Genomic DNA, 15,128 nt, shown 5'->3' on the forward strand with positions numbered 1-15,128 from the left:
GCGGGGACGCGCGTGCCCTACCCTCGGTGCGTGACCGCCGCGCTCCTCCACGACCGCGACTGCGGCTTCTGCCGTTGGTGCGCCGCGGTCGTGCTGACGCTCGACCGGCGCCGGGCGCTGCGGCCGGTGGAGATCCAGTCCCCCGAGGGCGGCCGCCTGCTGGCGGGCCTCGACACGGCGACCCGGATGGGCTCCTGGCACCTCGTCGGCGACGACGGGGTGCCGCGGTCGGCGGGCGCCGCGGTCGCCCCGCTGCTGCGGCTGCTGCCGGGTGGCCGCGTCCCCGCCGCGCTCGTCGCCCGGGTGCCGCGCGCCGCCGAGGCCGGATACCGCGCGGTCGCCGCGCGGCGCGGGCGGCTCGGCCGCCTGGTGCGCCCCCGCGCCCGCCGGTGGGCGGCGGACGTGATCGCCCGGAGGGCTACAGACCCAGCCGGGTGAGCATCGACTCGTCGTCGCGCCAGCGCTTGCGGACGCGGACGGTCAGGTCGAGGTGGACCTCCGTCCCCCACAGGCGCCCGAGCGCCGACCGGGCGGCGGACCCGATGTCGCGGATCATGCCGCCTCCCTTGCCGACGACGATGCCCTTCTGCGACTCGGTCTCGACGAGGACGGCGGCGCGCACCACGACGCCGTGCCGGGCCGGCTCGATCTCCTGCACGTCCACCGCGAGCGCGTGGGGGATCTCCTGGCGCAGGCGGAGCAGGGCCGCCTCGCGGATGAGCTCCGCGGCCAGCTCCTCCTCGGTCTGGTCGGTCGCCATACCCTCGGGGAAGAAGCGGGGGCCCTCGGTGAGGAGCTGGGGCAGGTCGGCCCGCAGCGCCTCGACGCCCTCCCCCTCGCGGGCGCTGACGGGGTGCAGCTCGACGAACGGGACGAGCAGCGCCGCGCGGGCGATCGCCGCCGCCACCTCGTCGCGGGAGAGCCGGTCGATCTGGTTCAGCACCGTGATCACCGGGAGCTTCGACGCGCGGAGGCGCTCCGCGATGAAGCGGTCCCCACCCCCGACGGGCTCGGCGGCGTTCAGGACGTAGAGGGCGGCGTCGCAGTCGGCGAGGCTCCCGTCGACCGTCGCCTGCATCCGCACGGTGAGGCCGTCGGCGGGGCGCTGGAAGCCCGGCAGGTCGAGCATCACCGCCTGCCAGTCCTCCCCGTGGACGACGGCGGTGATGCGCCGCCGGGTGGTCTGCGGGCGCGGGGAGACCGCCGCGACGTGGCTCCCCGCGAGGGCGTTCGCGAGCGTCGACTTGCCGACGTTGGGGCGCCCGGCGAGGGCGACGAGGCCGGAGCGGTAGCTCATCCCCACAACTGGAAGATCACGATCGCCACGCACGTGCCGAGCACCGCGCCGGCGAGCGTCTCGACGATCGAGTGGATGCCGGCCTCGACGCGCGACTGGGCGACGAGGAGGGCCATCAGGAAGGCGAGCGTCGAGACGAGGACGGCGTGCCGGAGGGGCTCCGCGATGATGGTGATGGCCGCCCACGCCGCGAACGCCGCGGCGGCGTGACCGGAGGGCAGGCCGCCGCGCAGGGGCGTGCCCCGCCCGGTCCACGCCTTGATCGCGATGACGGCGATGACCGTCACGATCATCGTCACGACGACGAGGTGGGTCGGCGAGCGCCGCACCCCGACGAGCAGGTCGCGGCCCCCGTCGGTGAGGCGGTCGTAGAAGACGAAGTATGCGATCGCCAGGGCGTTCACGGTGGCGACGAGCACCGCGCCGGCGGCGACGTCCTTCGCGATCTTCACGAGGGGGTGGTACGTCGTCACGACGGCGTCGATGGCCGCCTCGATCGCCGTGTTCATCATCTCGGCGACGAGCACCAGGCTGATGGCGCCGAGCACCGCCGCCAGCTCGAGGCGCGAGAAGTCGAGCAGCAGCCCGGACACCAGCACCACCACGGCGGCGGTGACGTGGATCTGCATGTTCCGCTGGGTGCGGAGCACGTAGACGATGCCCTCGAACGCCCAGTTGAACGACCAGCGCAGCGACCCCTGGCGGGGGAGGCTCGTGTGGGACGCCCGGCGCAGCAGCGACCCGAGGCCGCGGCGGCCGCCGGGGCCGCCCGGGCCGGGGGCGTGGCCGGTCGGCGGGCTCTCGGACGTCGTCACGGCGCCTCGTCCACGAGGCGGTCCTGCAGGGCCAGCATCTCGCCGTCGTCGACCTCGTGGTCGTACCCGAGGAGGTGCAGCAGGCCGTGGACGGCGAGCGTGCCGAGGGGGTCCTGGGCGGCGTCGGGGCAGATCACGACGTCCCCGAGCTCGGGGGGCGGCCCGTCCTCCGGCCACTCCCGGGCCTCGGGGCCGTCGACCGGGAAGGCGAGGACGTCGGTCGGCGTCGGCTTCCCGCGGTGCTCCCCGTTGATGGCGGCCATCTCCTCGGGCCCGACGATCATGAGCCCCATGCTCGCCCGGGTCACGCCGAGGCGGGCGCACGCCCACTCGAGGCGCGCGACGAGCGGCGCCGTGTCGGCGCCCGCGCCCTGCGCCTCGACCTCGATCACGTCGTGGCGCCCTCCGCGGCGCCGTACGCGTCGACGATGCGCTGCACGAGGCGGTGGCGGACCACGTCGCGACGGTCGAGGCGGACGAAGCCGATGTCCTCGACGCCCTCCAGGATCTCCGTCGCGCTGACGAGGCCGGAGCGCTGCGCCGACGGCAGGTCCACCTGGGTGATGTCGCCGTTGACGACCATCCGCGAGCCGTTGCCGAGCCGGGTGAGGAACATCTTCATCTGCTCGGGCGTGGTGTTCTGCGCCTCGTCGAGGATGATGAAGCTGTCGTTGAGGGAGCGGCCGCGCATGAACGCGAGGGGCGCGACCTCCACCTGACCCCGCTCGAGCAGGCCCTCGACGCGCTCCCCGTCGAGCATGTCGTAGAGGGCGTCGAACAGGGGCCGCAGGTAGGGGTCGACCTTCGCGGCGAGGTCGCCGGGGAGGAACCCGAGGCGCTCGCCGGCCTCGACCGCGGGCCGCGTCAGGATGATGCGCGCCACCTCGCGGCGCATCAGCGCCGCCGTGGCGATCGCGACCGCGAGGTAGGTCTTGCCGGTGCCGGCCGGGCCGATCCCGAACGTGATGGTGTTGCTGCGGACGGCGTCGACGTAGCGCTTCTGGCCGCCGGTGCGCGGCGTGACGAGGAAGCGCCCGTTGCGCCAGACGACGTCGTCGAGCATCGGGCCGACGGGCTCGGCGCCCTCGATGGCGTCGGCGATCGTGTCGATGGTCCCGGGGGCGACGCTGCGGCCCAGGCGGACGAGCTCGGCGAACTCGCCGACCACCTCGGCGGCGGCGCTGACGCGCCCCTCCTCCCCCTCCAGCGTCAGGCGGTTGCCCCTCAGGCTGATCTCGAGGGCGAGCCGCTCCTCCAGCGCCCGGAGCACGCTGTCCTGCTCCCCGGCCAGCTCGACCGCGACGCGGTCGTCGAGCTCGATCGTCCGGACCACCTGGTCGGACGCGCTCACATGCTCTCGGATAGCCGTCCTCCGCCCATGATGTGCCAGTGGAGGTGGTGGACGCTCTGGCGGGCGTCCTCACCGTGGTTGGTGGTCACGCGGTACCCGGACCCGTGGAGGCCGGCGTCGGCCGCGACCTGCGCGATGAACGTCAGCATGGCGGCGCGCTCGGCCGCGTCGAGCCCGTCGACGCCCGCGATCGAGGCGACGTGGCGGCGCGGGATGACGAGCACGTGCGTCGGGGCCTTCGGGGAGATGTCCTCGAACGCGATGTGGTGGTCGTCGCGGGCGACGACCGTGGCCGGGATCTCCCCCGCCACGATGCGGCAGAACAGGCAGCCGGCGTCGGTCACGCGTCCTCCTCCCAGCCGCGCGCGGCGGCGAGCGTCACGGCGGCGATGGCGGCGGTCTCGGCGCGCAGGACCGTGGCGCCCAGACGGCAGATCGCGAGCCCCTCCGCACGGGCGCCGTCGACCTCCTCGGCCGAGAAGCCCGCGTCCGGGCCGACGACGAGCGCGGTCCGGGCCCGTGGCGCGCGGGCGCGCAGGGCCGCCGGGAGCGTCGCGTCGCCTCGTGGATCGATCAGGAACCCCTCCCCGTCGGGGATCTCGCCGGGTACGAGGTCGAACGGTACCAGCCCCCGCACGCCGGGCACGGGAGCCCGCCCCGACTGCCGGGCGGCGGCCTCGGCGACCCGCGCGAGGCGCTCGCGGCGCCTCCCCCACGACGCCGCGTCCGGCACCCGCCGCGCCCGCGACGAGGTGAACAGGACGACCTCCGAGACGCCGAGCTCCACGGCCTTCTCGACGACGGTGTCGAGGCGCCCCCACTCGGCGAGCCCCTGGTACAGCGTCACCGTCGCGGCGTCGGCGGGGCGTGCCCCCTCCCCCACGACGCGCACCACCGCGGGCGGGCCGGTACCCACCACGACGGCGGACCAGATCGCCCCGTCCGCGTCGATCAGCCCGACCTCGTCGCCGGGGCGGCGCCGCACGACCCGGCCCAGGTGGTGGCTGTCACCGGCCGACAGGGCGACCTCGGCGCCGTCGGCGAGGTCCCCGTCGACGACGTAGCGGAAGGTGTGCCTCACCCGCGCTCGAGGAGGACCGTCGCCCACCCCTCGGCCTGGATGCGCCGCGACTCGGCCAGGCCGAGGGGCGCCATCGCCGCCGCGACGGACGGCACCTCGTCGGGGCGCATGCCCGACGCGATCAGGCGGGTGGGCGCGGGTCCGCCGGCGAGCGCCGCGGCGAGCATCCGCAGCACCGTGCCGGTCAGGTTCGCCATGACGAGGGGGGCGTCGGGCAGGCGGTCAACGCCGATCGTCCGCCGCGCGACCGTCAGGGCGACGCCGTTGACGCGGGCGTTGTCGATGGTCGCCCGCACCGAGAGGGGGTCGTGGTCGAGGGCGGTGACGGGGTCGAACCCGAGGCGGCGGGCGGCGATCGCGAGGATGCCCGACCCGCAGCCGGCGTCGAGCAGGGGCCCGCCCGGCGGGAGGGCGCACAGCAGCTCCAGGCACCCCCGCGTCGTGGCGTGCTGGGCGGTGCCGAAGGCCATGCCGGGGTCGATCACCACGTCGTGCAGCCCGGCCACGGGGGGTTCCCACGGCGGCCGGATCCGCAGCCGGCCGGCGATCTCGACGGGGCGGTGGAACCGGAGCATCGCGTCCATCCACGCCGGGTCCTCGTCGGCGGCGGTGACCTCGGCGGCCACGCCGATCGCCGCGAGCGCGGCGCGGAGCCGCGCCGGGTCGGCCGCCGGGGGCGGCACCCAGAAGTCGAGCACGGCCGCGCCCGCCGGGCCGGTGCCCTCGCGGAAGCCGCAGCCGAGCAGGGCCGACGCCTCGGCCGCCGCGACCTCGGCGTCGCCCGCGGCCACCGTGACGGTGAGCCGCGTCAGCGCGGCGCCGGCGCCCCGCGCCGGACGTCTCATGACATCTCCCGGCTGCATCCCATCGCGAGGCGGCGTCCTCGGCAGACCCGGTATTCCCGATACCGGGACTGACCTGCGTCCTTGCCTCGCGGGGGATTCGCTCGGGAGATGTAGACGAGCCTCCGCCGCGAGGCGCTAGCGGAAGGCGTGCTTGAGCCGGTCGAAGAAGCCCTCGTCCTCGCGGTAGCTGCGGGCGTCGAGGATCTCGGCGAGGCGCTCGACCGCCTTGCGGCCGTCGTCGTTCTGGACGCGCGGGACGCGCACCTCGACCACGACCCGCTGGTCGCCGCGTCCGCGTCCGGTCAGCGCCGGGAAGCCCTTGCCGCGCAGGACGTACTCGTCGTTCGGCTGGGTGCCGGGCCGCAGCTCGACGTGGGCCTCGCCGTCGACGGTGGGGACGGTGACGGTGGCGCCGGTCATGGCGTCGGTGACGGGGACCGCGACGCGGGTGACGACGTCGAGCCCCTCGCGCCGGAAGCGCTCGTCCTCGGCGACCTGCACCTGCACGTAGAGGTCGCCCGCCGCGGCGCCGCGCTCGCCCGCCGCGCCCTTGCCGGGGATGCGGATGCGCTGGCCGTTCGCGATGCCCGCCGGCACGTCGACGTTGACGCTGAGCGTCGTGGGGGTGCGGCCGGTGCCGGCGCACTCGGCGCATGGCTCGGCGGGACGCTCGCCCTCGCCGCGGCAGTCCGGGCAGATCTGGGTGCGCAGGAACTGGCCGAACGGGCCGCGCGACACCTGGCGCACCTGCCCCTGCCCGCCGCAGGTGGCGCACCGGATCATGTGGCTGCCGGGGGCCGCCCCGTCGCCCTCGCACACCGCGCAGGCGCCGACGACGCCGTACTCGAGGGTGCGGGTCACGCCGGACGCGGACTCGGCGAACGTGAGCTGGATCGCGACGGCCACGTCGTCGCCGCCGCTGCGGGCGGCGCGGCGGCCGAAGGCGTCGCCGCCGAAGAAGGCGTCGAAGAGGTCCTGGAACGAGCCGAAGTCGGCGAAGTCGCCGCCCGCGGGACGCCCGCGCAGGCCGTCGTGGCCGTACCGATCGTAGAGCTCGCGCGTCTCGCCGTTGGAGAGCGCCTCGTACGCCTCGGCGGCCTCCTTGAAGAGCGCCTCCGCCCCGGGGTCCGGGTTGACGTCGGGATGCAGCTCACGGGCCTTCCGCCGGAAGGCCTTCTTGATCTCCGCCTCGTCCGCGTCGCGGGAGACGCCGAGGACCTCGTAGTAGTCGCGCTTCATCGAGTCCGGTCGCAGAGTAGCAAGGGGATGCGCCGTCCCACCCCTCCCCCATCGGCCCCGCGGCGCCGGTCCTGAACGCGCGGCGTCAGCGGGGCGAGGGCGACGCGGTGGCGAGCACGACGGGGTCGGGATCGACGAAGCCGCGCTTCAGGTCCTTCGGCCGGATCGGGCCGACGGGCGGGTCCTGCAGGGGGGCGCCGGCGGCGATGGCGAGCTCGCACAACGCCGTCATGATGCGGTCCGTCGCCTCCCGGTTGCGCGCCTTCCGCGACGTGCCGGTGAGGTCCGACACATCCACCGGCGGGCCGAACGTGACCCGCGCCGGGCCGCGGAAGAGCTGGGTGTCCCAGCACACGGCGGGGACGACCGTGACGCCGGGGCGCTGGGCGAACATGCCGGCGCCGGGGTGACCGCGGCGCATGTGGCCGGTGCGGCTGACGTGGCCCTCCGGGAAGACCACGAGGCACTCCCCCCGGTCGAGCAGCGACAACGCATGGCGGATCGCCCCGACGTCGCCGACGCCCCGCCGGATCGGGAACGCCCGCTGCAGCCTCAGCAGGAACGCCGCGAACGGGTTCCCGAACAGCTCCGCCTTCGCCATCATCGACGTCCGCCGGTGGCGGGCGGCGGCGGTCAGCACCAGGGGGTCGGCCACGGAGACGTGGTTGCACACCAGCAGCACCGCCCCGGTCCGCGGCAGGTGCTCCGTGCCGCGGCGGCGCATCCGCAGCGGCGGCAGGTACAGCAGCGGGAGCACGATCACGTGCGCCAGCGCCCACATCACGCGGTCGATCACGACATCCCGCCTACGCACGGTCGTCGTCGTCACCCTCGTCGTCGTCCGGGTGGCGCGCCAGGTTGGCCTGCGCCGCCTCGATCAGCTGCTGGGCCTCCTCGAGGTTCACGGCGCGGTGCAGCAGCCGGGTGAGGCTCCGCGCGTCGCGCGCGATGAGGTGGTCGACGGCGCCGTCCTCGACCCAGAACGGCGCGGCGTCGGGGTCCTGCCGCAGCAGCTCGACGGCCTGGTGGCCGCAGTCGAGCGTGTACGTCGCGATGGCGTAGCGGCCGGGGGTCGTCGACTCGGCGTCCGGCTCCCACGGCACGAGCGGCGCGGAGCGCAGGCCGCCCGGCTCGATCACCTCGGAGGCCAGGTCCACCTCGCGCCACGCCAGGTCCACCGGCACGCGCAGGTCGAAGAGCAGGCTCTCGGCGTCCTCGACGCGGTCGGCCGCACTCGCCAGGACCGCGGCGACCCAGTGCGCCTCGGCGAACGAGAGGCCGGTGAAGAGGTCGGCCTCGTCGAGCAGCGGGGACAGCTGGGCGTCGGGCCGGGTGCTGATGCCGACCGCGTACTCCTCGGGTCCGTACGCGCCGGCCTCGACCTTCGCGAGCACCCGCACGGCCGCCGAGGCGTCGCCGCGCAACGGCCGGCGCCACACCTCGAGGATCTCGAAGCGGTCGTCGATCGCGCGTCCCTCACGCTCATCGTCACTCATAGACGCCCTCCACGTACCGGGACAGCAGCTGCGCGGCCCCGCGGACCGTCGCCATCGCGAGGCGGTAGTCCATCCGCGTCGGCCCGATCAGCGAGACCGTGCCCAGGTTGCGCCGTGCCACCCCGTAGTTGGCGGCCACCATACTGAGCCCCGAGAGGCTCCGGTCGGGCAGCTCCGCGCCGATCCGCAGGTAGACCTGGTTGCGGCTGAGCGCGCCGCGCAGCATCGCGAGCAGGGCGTACCGCTCCTCGAGGCTCTCCATCAGCGCGTCGATCGCCATCAGGTCGAGGTGGCGCTGCTCGGCGAGGAAGCGGGCGCGGCCGCCGATGAAGATGCTCTCCTCGACGCCCGGGTCGAGGTCGGTGATCGCGGGCGCGAGCACCCCGAGGAAACCCCGCTCGCGCATCCCGAGGGACGGGTCGGCGAGCCGCCCCTCGATGAGCCGCGACCCCACCGTGACGCCGGTGAGCTGCTCGTTGAGGAACGCGCCGGCCCACTCGCAGAGCCCCGGGTCGACCGCCGACTCGAACGCGAAGACGCGCTTCGTCACCGCACCCGTGGACGTGATCACCACGACCATCACGACCTGGGGCTGCAGGGGGAGCACCTCGACGTGCCGCACCGTCGACGTCTGCGGCGCGGGCGCCGTGACGATGCCGAGCAGGTTGGTGACCTGGGCGACGACGTCGGCGAGGCGCGACAGGGCGGCGTCGACCTCGCGCCGCATCTCGGTGACGTCGAGGGCGGACTCGACCAGCGCCGGGGCCTGCGCCGGGGGGTCGCGGGTCAGCAGCGTGTCGACGTAGTACCGGTACCCGCGGTCGGTGGGGACGCGCCCCGCGGACGTGTGCGGGTGGTCGAGGTGCCCGAGCTCCTCGAGGCGGGCGAGCTCGTACCGGACGGTGGACGACGCGAAGTCGATGCCCTCGCGTCCCGCGATGTTCTTGCTGCCGACGGGCACGCCGGTCGCGATGTGCTCCTCGACCACCGTCCGCAGGATCGTCTCCTGGCGGGCCGTCAGGCGGTCGGGCTCACCGCCGCCGAGGGGCCGGTCGCCGCCGGGGGCGTCGCTCATGCGTACTCCATCAGCTCGTGGAGGATCGCGTTCTGCACGAAGCGGCCGCGGCGCGTCAGGGTCAGCGTCGCCCCGTCGCGGCGCAGCAGTCCCGCCGTCTCGAGCGCGTCGAGGGCCTGCGGGTGGTCCGGTGGGCCGGCCCACCCGAGGTCCATGCCCCGGGCGAGCCGCAGCCCGAGCATCCAGCGCTCGCGGCGCACCAGGTCGGCGTCGAGGCCCTCGTCGGTGCGGGGCGGCGCGTCGCCCGCGGCGAGCGCCCCGATGTAGGGCGCGAGGGCCGGGTTGTTGCGGCGACGGCGGCCGGCGACGGTGCTGACGGCCCCGACACCGATGCCGAGGTAGTCGGCGGCGCCCCAGTAGGCGAGGGAGTGGCGGCACTCGTGGCCGGGCCGGGCGAAGTTGGCCGTCTCGTACCAGCGGTAGCCGTGTTCCTCGAGGCCCCCGACGATCCGCTCGTAGGCGTCGGCGCCCTCGTCCTCGTCGACGGGCGCGGTGCCCGCCCGGGCGAGCGCCGACCCCGGCTTGATCTCCAGCTCGTACCACGACAGGTGGTCGGGCCCGAGGGCGAGGGCGTCGGCGAGGTCGGCCTCGAGGTCGGCCGGGGTCTGCCCCGGCACCCCGAAGATCAGGTCGATGGAGAGGTCGTCGAAGCCGGCGGCGCGGGCGCAGTCGACGGCGGCGCGGGCCTGGTCGGGCGTCGCGGCCCGGTCGAGCGCCCGCAGCAGGTGGGGCCGGAACGACTGCACACCGAGCGACAGCCGGGTCACCCCCATCGCCCGCAGCTCGCGCAGGGCGGCGGCGTCGACCGTCTCGGGGTTGGCCTCGATGCTCACCTCGGCCCCCGGGGCCAGGTGCGGGCCGACGCGCTCCATCAGGGCGCGCAGGCGACGCGGGCGCATCAGGGTGGGGGTGCCGCCCCCCAGGTAGACCGTGTCGAGGGGCCCGAGCACCCCGGCCTCGCGGTCGAGCTCGGCGAGGAGGGCGTCGAGGTAGGCGTCGCGGTCGCCGAGGGCGCCGACGTGGACGACGAAGGCGCAGTAGCCGCAGCGCGACGCGCAGAACGGCAGGTGCGCGTACAGGTGGGCGACGCCGCTCACTTGCCGTTGCGCGACTCGTCGCCGATCTGCAGCACCGACAGGAACGCCTCCTGGGGGACCTCGATGGACCCCACCTGCTTCATGCGCTTCTTGCCCTCCTTCTGGCGCTCCAGGAGCTTGCGCTTGCGGCTGATGTCGCCGCCGTAGCACTTGGCGAGCACGTCCTTGCGCCGGGCCTTGACGGTCTCGCGGGCGAGGATCTTGCCGCCGATGGCCGCCTGGATGGGCACCTCGAAGAGCTGGCGGGGGATCGTCTTGAAGAGGCGCTCCACCAGCGCCTTGCCCCGCACGTAGGCCTGGTCGCGGTGGACGATCATCGAGAGCGCGTCGACCGGGTCGCCGGCGAGCAGGATGTCGAGCTTCACGAGCGGGCTCTCGCGGTACCCGATGACCTCGTAGTCGAGGGACGCGTACCCGCGGGTGCGGCTCTTCAGCTGGTCGTAGAAGTCGAGGACGATCTCGGCGAGCGGCATGTCGTAGACGATCTGCTGGCGGTTCTCGATCGGCTCCATCGTGACGAAGACGCCGCGCCGGTCCTGGCAGAGGCCCATGACGGCGCCGACGCCCTCCTTGGGCACGAGGACGGTGCAGCGGACGTACGGCTCCTCGATGGTCTCGATGCTCGTGACGGCCGGCAGGTCGACCGGGGAGCGCACGGGGCGCCGCTCGCCGTTGGTGCTCGTGACCTGGTACTCGACGTTCGGGGTCGTCGCCAGCAGCTCGAGGTCGTACTCCCGCTCGAGGCGCTCGCGCACGATGTCCATGTGCAGCAGGCCGAGGAAGCCGCAGCGGAAGCCGAAGCCGAGGGCCTGGGAGCTCTCGGGCTCCCACCGCAGCGACGCGTCGTTGAGCGACAGCTTCTCGAGGGCGTCCCGCAGGTCGGGGTAGTCGTCGGCGTCGACCGGGAAGAGCCCGCAGAACACCATGGGCTTGACCTCGCGGTACCCGGGCAGCGCCTCCTCGGCGGGCTCCGCGACGCGGGTCAGCGTGTCGCCGACGCGCAGGTCGCCGAGGCTCTTCAGCCCCGTGACGAGGTAGCCGGTCTCGCCGGCCTGCAGGCGCCCCGTGGGCACCATCTCGGGCGACATCACGCCGATCTGCTCGGCCTCCACGACGAGGCCGGTCTGCATCGCCCGCAGGCGGTCGCCGTGGGCGAACGCCCCGTCGACGACGCGGACGAAGGCGACGACGCCGCGGTACTGGTCGTAGACGGAGTCGAAGATCAACGCGCGGGCCGGGGCGTCGGGGTCGCCGTGCGGCGGGGGCACGCGGGCGACGACCGCCTCGAGCACCTCGGTGACGCCCTGCCCCGTCTTCGCGGAGATGCGCAGCACGTTCTCGGGGTCGTCGCCGATGAGGTCGGCGACGGCGCGCCCGTGCAGCTCCGGGTCGGCGGCGGGCAGGTCGATCTTGTTGAGCACCGGGACGACCTCGAGGTCGCCCTCGATCGCGAGGTACGTGTTCGCGAGCGTCTGGGCCTCGATGCCCTGGCTGGCGTCGACGACGAGCAGCGCGCCCTCGCAGGCGGCGAGGCTCCGCGAGACCTCGTAGCTGAAGTCGACGTGCCCGGGGGTGTCGATCAGGTTGAGCTGGTAGGTCTCGCCGTCGGCGGCGGTGTAGTGGACCCGCACGGCCTGCGCCTTGATGGTGATGCCGCGCTCGCGCTCGAGGTCCATCGAGTCGAGGACCTGGCTCCGCATGTCGCGTTCGGCGACGGCGCCGGTCGACTGCAGGATGCGATCGGCCAGCGTCGACTTGCCGTGGTCGATGTGGGCGATGATGCAGAAGTTCCGGATATGGCTCTGATCCACCGGCCTACTGTAGCGGCCGCCTGAGCCGCGACAGCGCCTTCAGCTCGCGCATCTCCAGCGCCTGGGCCGCGGCGAGGTGGGCGACGACGGCCGCGAGGGTCGCGGTGCCGACGCTGATGATCTGGGCGGGGAGGCTCCGGCCGAGGGCGTCGTCGAGCACCCGCCACGTCGCCCACGCGAGCAGCACCGACACGCCCGCGGCGAGGAGGCTCCGCACCGCGCCGTCGAGCACCCACGCGCCGTGCAGGCCGCCGAGCTCGCGGTCGAGCAGGCGCAGCAGCACCAGGAACGTGACGATGCTGGCGATCGAGGTGGCGAGCGGGATGCCGCCCGTCCCGAGGGGCCCGTAGAACGCCGCGTCGAGCACGACGTTGATGACGACGCCGAGCAGGGCGACCTTCGTCGGCAGCCACGGCATCTGCATGCTGAAGAACGCCCGGATCACCAGGAGGCTGGCCCCGTTGAAGGCGAGGCCGATGGCGAAGAAGACGAGGGCCTCGGAGGTCAGGGCGGTGCTCGCCGGGCCGAACTCGCCCCGCTGGAAGACCAGCCGCGTGACGGGCTCCGCCAGCACCAGCAGGAACAACGAGGCCGGCAGGAGCATGAAGAAGATCTGGCGGAGGCCGCCGGCGAGGGTCGCGCGCATCCCGACGACGTCGTCGCGGGCGGAGAGGCGGGCGATGGTCGGGAACAGCACCGTCGAGATCGCGACGCTGAAGACGCCCTGCGGCAGCAGGTACAGCCGGAACGCCGCGTCGATCGCCCGGGGGGCCTCCTCGCTGACGAGGGTCGCGAAGACCGTGTCGATGGTGAGGTTGATGTTGATGAGCCCGAGGCCGAGCGTCACCGGCAGCATCAGCACCAGCACCTGGCGCACGCGCCGGTTGCCGAACCCGAGGGAGATCGGGAAGGGCCCCATCCCCCGCAGCGAGGGGATCAGGTAGAGCAGCTGGGCGAGCGTCCCGACGACGATCGCGATCGCGTAGACCTCGATGCGGTGCTCGTCGGGGACGAACGGCGTGACCGCCACCAGCCCGAGGATGATCACCGCGTTCCACAGCACGGGGGCGAAGGCGGTGGCGCCGAAGCGGCCGCCGGCCTGCAGCAGCGCGGCGACGAGGCCGGTGAGGCCGAGCAGCGGGACGATCGGGAACATGATCCGCGCGAGGCGGACGGTCTCGTCGACGAGCTCCTGGTCGAGCCCGGGCGCGAAGAGCGGCATCACCCACGGGGCCGCGATGATCGCGAGGAGGCTGATCAGCCCGAGCGCCATGGTGATCAGGCCGATGAACGCGCCGGCGAGGCGTTGCGCCTCCTTCTTGCGTCCCTGCTCCTCCAGCTCGGTGAAGACGGGCACGAACGCCGCCGACAGGGCCGAGTCGGCGACGAGGCTGCGCAGCAGGTTCGGCACGTTGAACGCGACCACGAACGCGCTGATCTGACCGGAGGTGCCGAAGATCGCGGCGGCGGCGATCTCCCGCACGAGACCGGCGATCCGGCTGATGCCGGTCCAGAACGCGAAGATGGCCGTGGAGCGGCCGAGCCGTCCCGGGGCGTCCTGCTGGGCGCGATCGGCGCTCACCTCTGGCCGCCATCCTGCCGGGCCGCTACCATGCACCGCCGACCGATCGATGGAGGACGCCCCGCGTGGCGAACATCAAGCAGCAGATCAAGCGCAACCGCCGCTCCCTCGAGCAGCGCGACCGCAACCTGAGGTACCGCTCGACGATCAAGACCCTCTTCCGCCGTCTCGACGACGCCGCGGAGGGTGGGGACGGTGACCAGATCGGCGCGCGTGCGCGGGAGCTGGAGCACCTGATCGACCGGGCCGCCGCCGAGGGCGTGATTCACCGCAACAACGCGGCACGGAAGAAGAGCCGCGTCGCCCGCATCACGTCCCGGAGCACCTCCGCCACCTAACCCTCGCCCCCCGGCGCCGGCCGTGAGCCGCGCGCCAGGGCGAGCAGGTCCCGCGCCGCCGTCTCGAGCACCAGCCGCTCCCCGTCCTCTCGGGTCCGGCCGAGATCGCGGAGCGAGGACACGCGCAGCTCGAGCTCGAGCGCGGCGAGGCGCGCGACGGCCCGCTGCGCCGCCCCCGGCGGGAGGGCGCGCACCTGCTCGGCGAGGATCCGCGCCGGGTAGCCCTTGATGCCGGTGGCCTCCCCCACCGCGTCGGCGGAGGGGCTGGGGCCGAGCGCCTGCGCCTGGGCGAGGGCGCGGAACCGGTTGGTGAGCTGCACCTGCACGACGATCGGGGCGACGGGGTCGTCGCCGGTCGCGAGGTCCTGCAGCAGGTCGTAGGTGCGGGCGGCGTCGGCCTCGACGAGCGCGTCGGCGAGCTCGTAGACCTTGGCGTCGGGCTGGCGCGGCACGAGGGCGTCGACCATCTCCGCGGAGACGGCCTCGCCGTCGGCGTACGCCGCGAGCTTCTCGGCCTCGCGGGCGAGCTCCATCGCGGTGGCCCCGGAGCGCCGCGCGTCGGCGCGGTCGACCATGACGCGGTCGACGACGGAGCGCGCGAGGGCGGGGCTGACGGAGCCGCCGGCCCGCTTCACCTCGTCGCGGAAGTGGTCGACGAGCCATTTGGTGCGGTCGGACTTCTTCGCCTTCGGGTCGGGCCCGTACCGCAGGTCGCCGCCGAGCGCGGCGACGGCGGCGTGCAGCTTCGGCGTGAGCTGGCCGGCGGCGATCAGCGCGAGGCACGTCCCGGCGTTCGGCGCGTCGAGGTACGGCAGGAGGGCGGCGGCGTCGCCGGCCTTCCAGCCGTCGGCGCCCTCGACGACGACGAGGCGCATGCCCGCGAAGGAGAGGGCCTCGCACATGCCGACGACGTCCTCCGCCGGCGTCTCCTCGGCGCGGACGCGCTCGGGCGGCATGCCCCCCTCGCGCTCGACCCGGGCGATCAGACGGGCGACGGCCCGGTCGATCGTGGCGCGGTCCTCGCCCCAGATCACGTAGGCGGGCTTCAGGGGCTCGGGTGCCATCGACCGGCCAGGTTACCGGCTGGCCGGGACGCGTCCC

17 protein-coding genes are annotated in these 15,128 nt (G+C 74.3%); 2 read left to right on the forward strand and 15 right to left on the reverse strand.

Translation table 11 applies throughout. The annotated features are described in order from the left end of the window. The first annotated feature begins 30 nt into the window (after positions 1-30). A complete protein-coding gene (locus IU369_RS11235; RefSeq protein ID WP_217921074.1) occupies positions 31-438 on the forward strand; it encodes a thiol-disulfide oxidoreductase DCC family protein in 408 nt (135 codons plus the stop codon). Here the strand turns inward: IU369_RS11235 and era are convergent. The 14 genes from era to murJ all read right to left on the reverse strand — a co-directional run bounded on the left by era (position 419) and on the right by murJ (position 13,689). Further along, entirely contained in the window at positions 419-1,297 is an 879-nt protein-coding gene (gene era / locus IU369_RS11240) for a GTPase Era (RefSeq protein WP_217921075.1), read from the reverse strand. The genes IU369_RS11235 and era overlap by 20 nt on opposite strands. Continuing rightward, positions 1,294-2,112: a diacylglycerol kinase gene (locus tag IU369_RS11245; RefSeq protein ID WP_217921076.1), complete on the reverse strand. Its 819-nt coding sequence runs from the start codon at positions 2,110-2,112 to the stop codon at positions 1,294-1,296. Before IU369_RS11245 ends, era begins: the two co-directional genes overlap by 4 nt. Beyond that, positions 2,109-2,504, reverse strand: coding sequence for an rRNA maturation RNase YbeY (gene ybeY, locus IU369_RS11250; protein WP_217921077.1), 396 nt, complete (start codon positions 2,502-2,504; stop codon positions 2,109-2,111). The genes IU369_RS11245 and ybeY overlap by 4 nt, the downstream gene beginning before the upstream one ends. Next, positions 2,501-3,463: a PhoH family protein gene (locus IU369_RS11255; protein ID WP_246551243.1), complete on the reverse strand. Its 963-nt coding sequence runs from the start codon at positions 3,461-3,463 to the stop codon at positions 2,501-2,503. The genes ybeY and IU369_RS11255 overlap by 4 nt, the downstream gene beginning before the upstream one ends. After that, positions 3,460-3,807: a histidine triad nucleotide-binding protein gene (locus IU369_RS11260; RefSeq protein ID WP_217921078.1), complete on the reverse strand. Its 348-nt coding sequence runs from the start codon at positions 3,805-3,807 to the stop codon at positions 3,460-3,462. Before IU369_RS11260 ends, IU369_RS11255 begins: the two co-directional genes overlap by 4 nt. After that, positions 3,804-4,544 carry an RsmE family RNA methyltransferase gene (locus tag IU369_RS11265; protein ID WP_217921079.1) on the reverse strand — a complete coding sequence of 247 codons (741 nt, stop codon included), beginning with the start codon at positions 4,542-4,544 and terminating at the stop codon, positions 3,804-3,806. Before IU369_RS11265 ends, IU369_RS11260 begins: the two co-directional genes overlap by 4 nt. Continuing rightward, a complete protein-coding gene (locus IU369_RS11270; RefSeq protein ID WP_217921080.1) occupies positions 4,541-5,389 on the reverse strand; it encodes a 50S ribosomal protein L11 methyltransferase in 849 nt (282 codons plus the stop codon). The genes IU369_RS11265 and IU369_RS11270 overlap by 4 nt, the downstream gene beginning before the upstream one ends. 135 nt (positions 5,390-5,524) lie before the next feature. Then, positions 5,525-6,628 (reverse strand): molecular chaperone DnaJ, encoded by a 1,104-nt coding sequence (gene dnaJ / locus IU369_RS11275; RefSeq protein ID WP_217921081.1) that lies wholly within the window; start codon positions 6,626-6,628, stop codon positions 5,525-5,527. A gap of 85 nt (positions 6,629-6,713) precedes the next feature. After that, entirely contained in the window at positions 6,714-7,424 is a 711-nt protein-coding gene (locus tag IU369_RS11280) for a lysophospholipid acyltransferase family protein (protein WP_217921082.1), read from the reverse strand. Positions 7,425-7,434: 10 nt separating this feature from the next. Then, positions 7,435-8,124 carry a hypothetical protein gene (locus IU369_RS11285; RefSeq protein WP_217921083.1) on the reverse strand — a complete coding sequence of 230 codons (690 nt, stop codon included), beginning with the start codon at positions 8,122-8,124 and terminating at the stop codon, positions 7,435-7,437. Further along, positions 8,117-9,199 (reverse strand): heat-inducible transcriptional repressor HrcA, encoded by a 1,083-nt coding sequence (gene hrcA, locus IU369_RS11290; protein ID WP_217921084.1) that lies wholly within the window; start codon positions 9,197-9,199, stop codon positions 8,117-8,119. Before hrcA ends, IU369_RS11285 begins: the two co-directional genes overlap by 8 nt. After that, on the reverse strand, positions 9,196-10,296 hold the full coding sequence (gene hemW / locus IU369_RS11295; protein WP_217921085.1) for a radical SAM family heme chaperone HemW: 1,101 nt from the start codon (positions 10,294-10,296) through the stop codon (positions 9,196-9,198). The genes hrcA and hemW overlap by 4 nt, the downstream gene beginning before the upstream one ends. Then, a complete protein-coding gene (gene lepA / locus IU369_RS11300; protein ID WP_217921086.1) occupies positions 10,293-12,107 on the reverse strand; it encodes a translation elongation factor 4 in 1,815 nt (604 codons plus the stop codon). The genes hemW and lepA overlap by 4 nt, the downstream gene beginning before the upstream one ends. Before the next feature lie 4 nt (positions 12,108-12,111). Beyond that, positions 12,112-13,689: a murein biosynthesis integral membrane protein MurJ gene (gene murJ, locus IU369_RS11305; RefSeq protein ID WP_217921087.1), complete on the reverse strand. Its 1,578-nt coding sequence runs from the start codon at positions 13,687-13,689 to the stop codon at positions 12,112-12,114. A 65-nt stretch (positions 13,690-13,754) separates the two neighbouring features. Here murJ and rpsT point away from each other — a divergent pair, with 65 nt between their 5' ends. Next, positions 13,755-14,027 (forward strand): 30S ribosomal protein S20, encoded by a 273-nt coding sequence (gene rpsT / locus IU369_RS11310; RefSeq protein WP_217921088.1) that lies wholly within the window; start codon positions 13,755-13,757, stop codon positions 14,025-14,027. Here the strand turns inward: rpsT and holA are convergent. Further along, on the reverse strand, positions 14,024-15,091 hold the full coding sequence (gene holA / locus IU369_RS11315) for a DNA polymerase III subunit delta (protein WP_217921089.1): 1,068 nt from the start codon (positions 15,089-15,091) through the stop codon (positions 14,024-14,026). The two genes, rpsT and holA, sit on opposite strands and share 4 nt — an antisense overlap. Positions 15,092-15,128: the final 37 nt, after the last annotated feature.

This window comes from Miltoncostaea oceani, assembly GCF_018141545.1.
Taxonomy (GTDB): domain Bacteria; phylum Actinomycetota; class Thermoleophilia; order Miltoncostaeales; family Miltoncostaeaceae; genus Miltoncostaea; species Miltoncostaea oceani.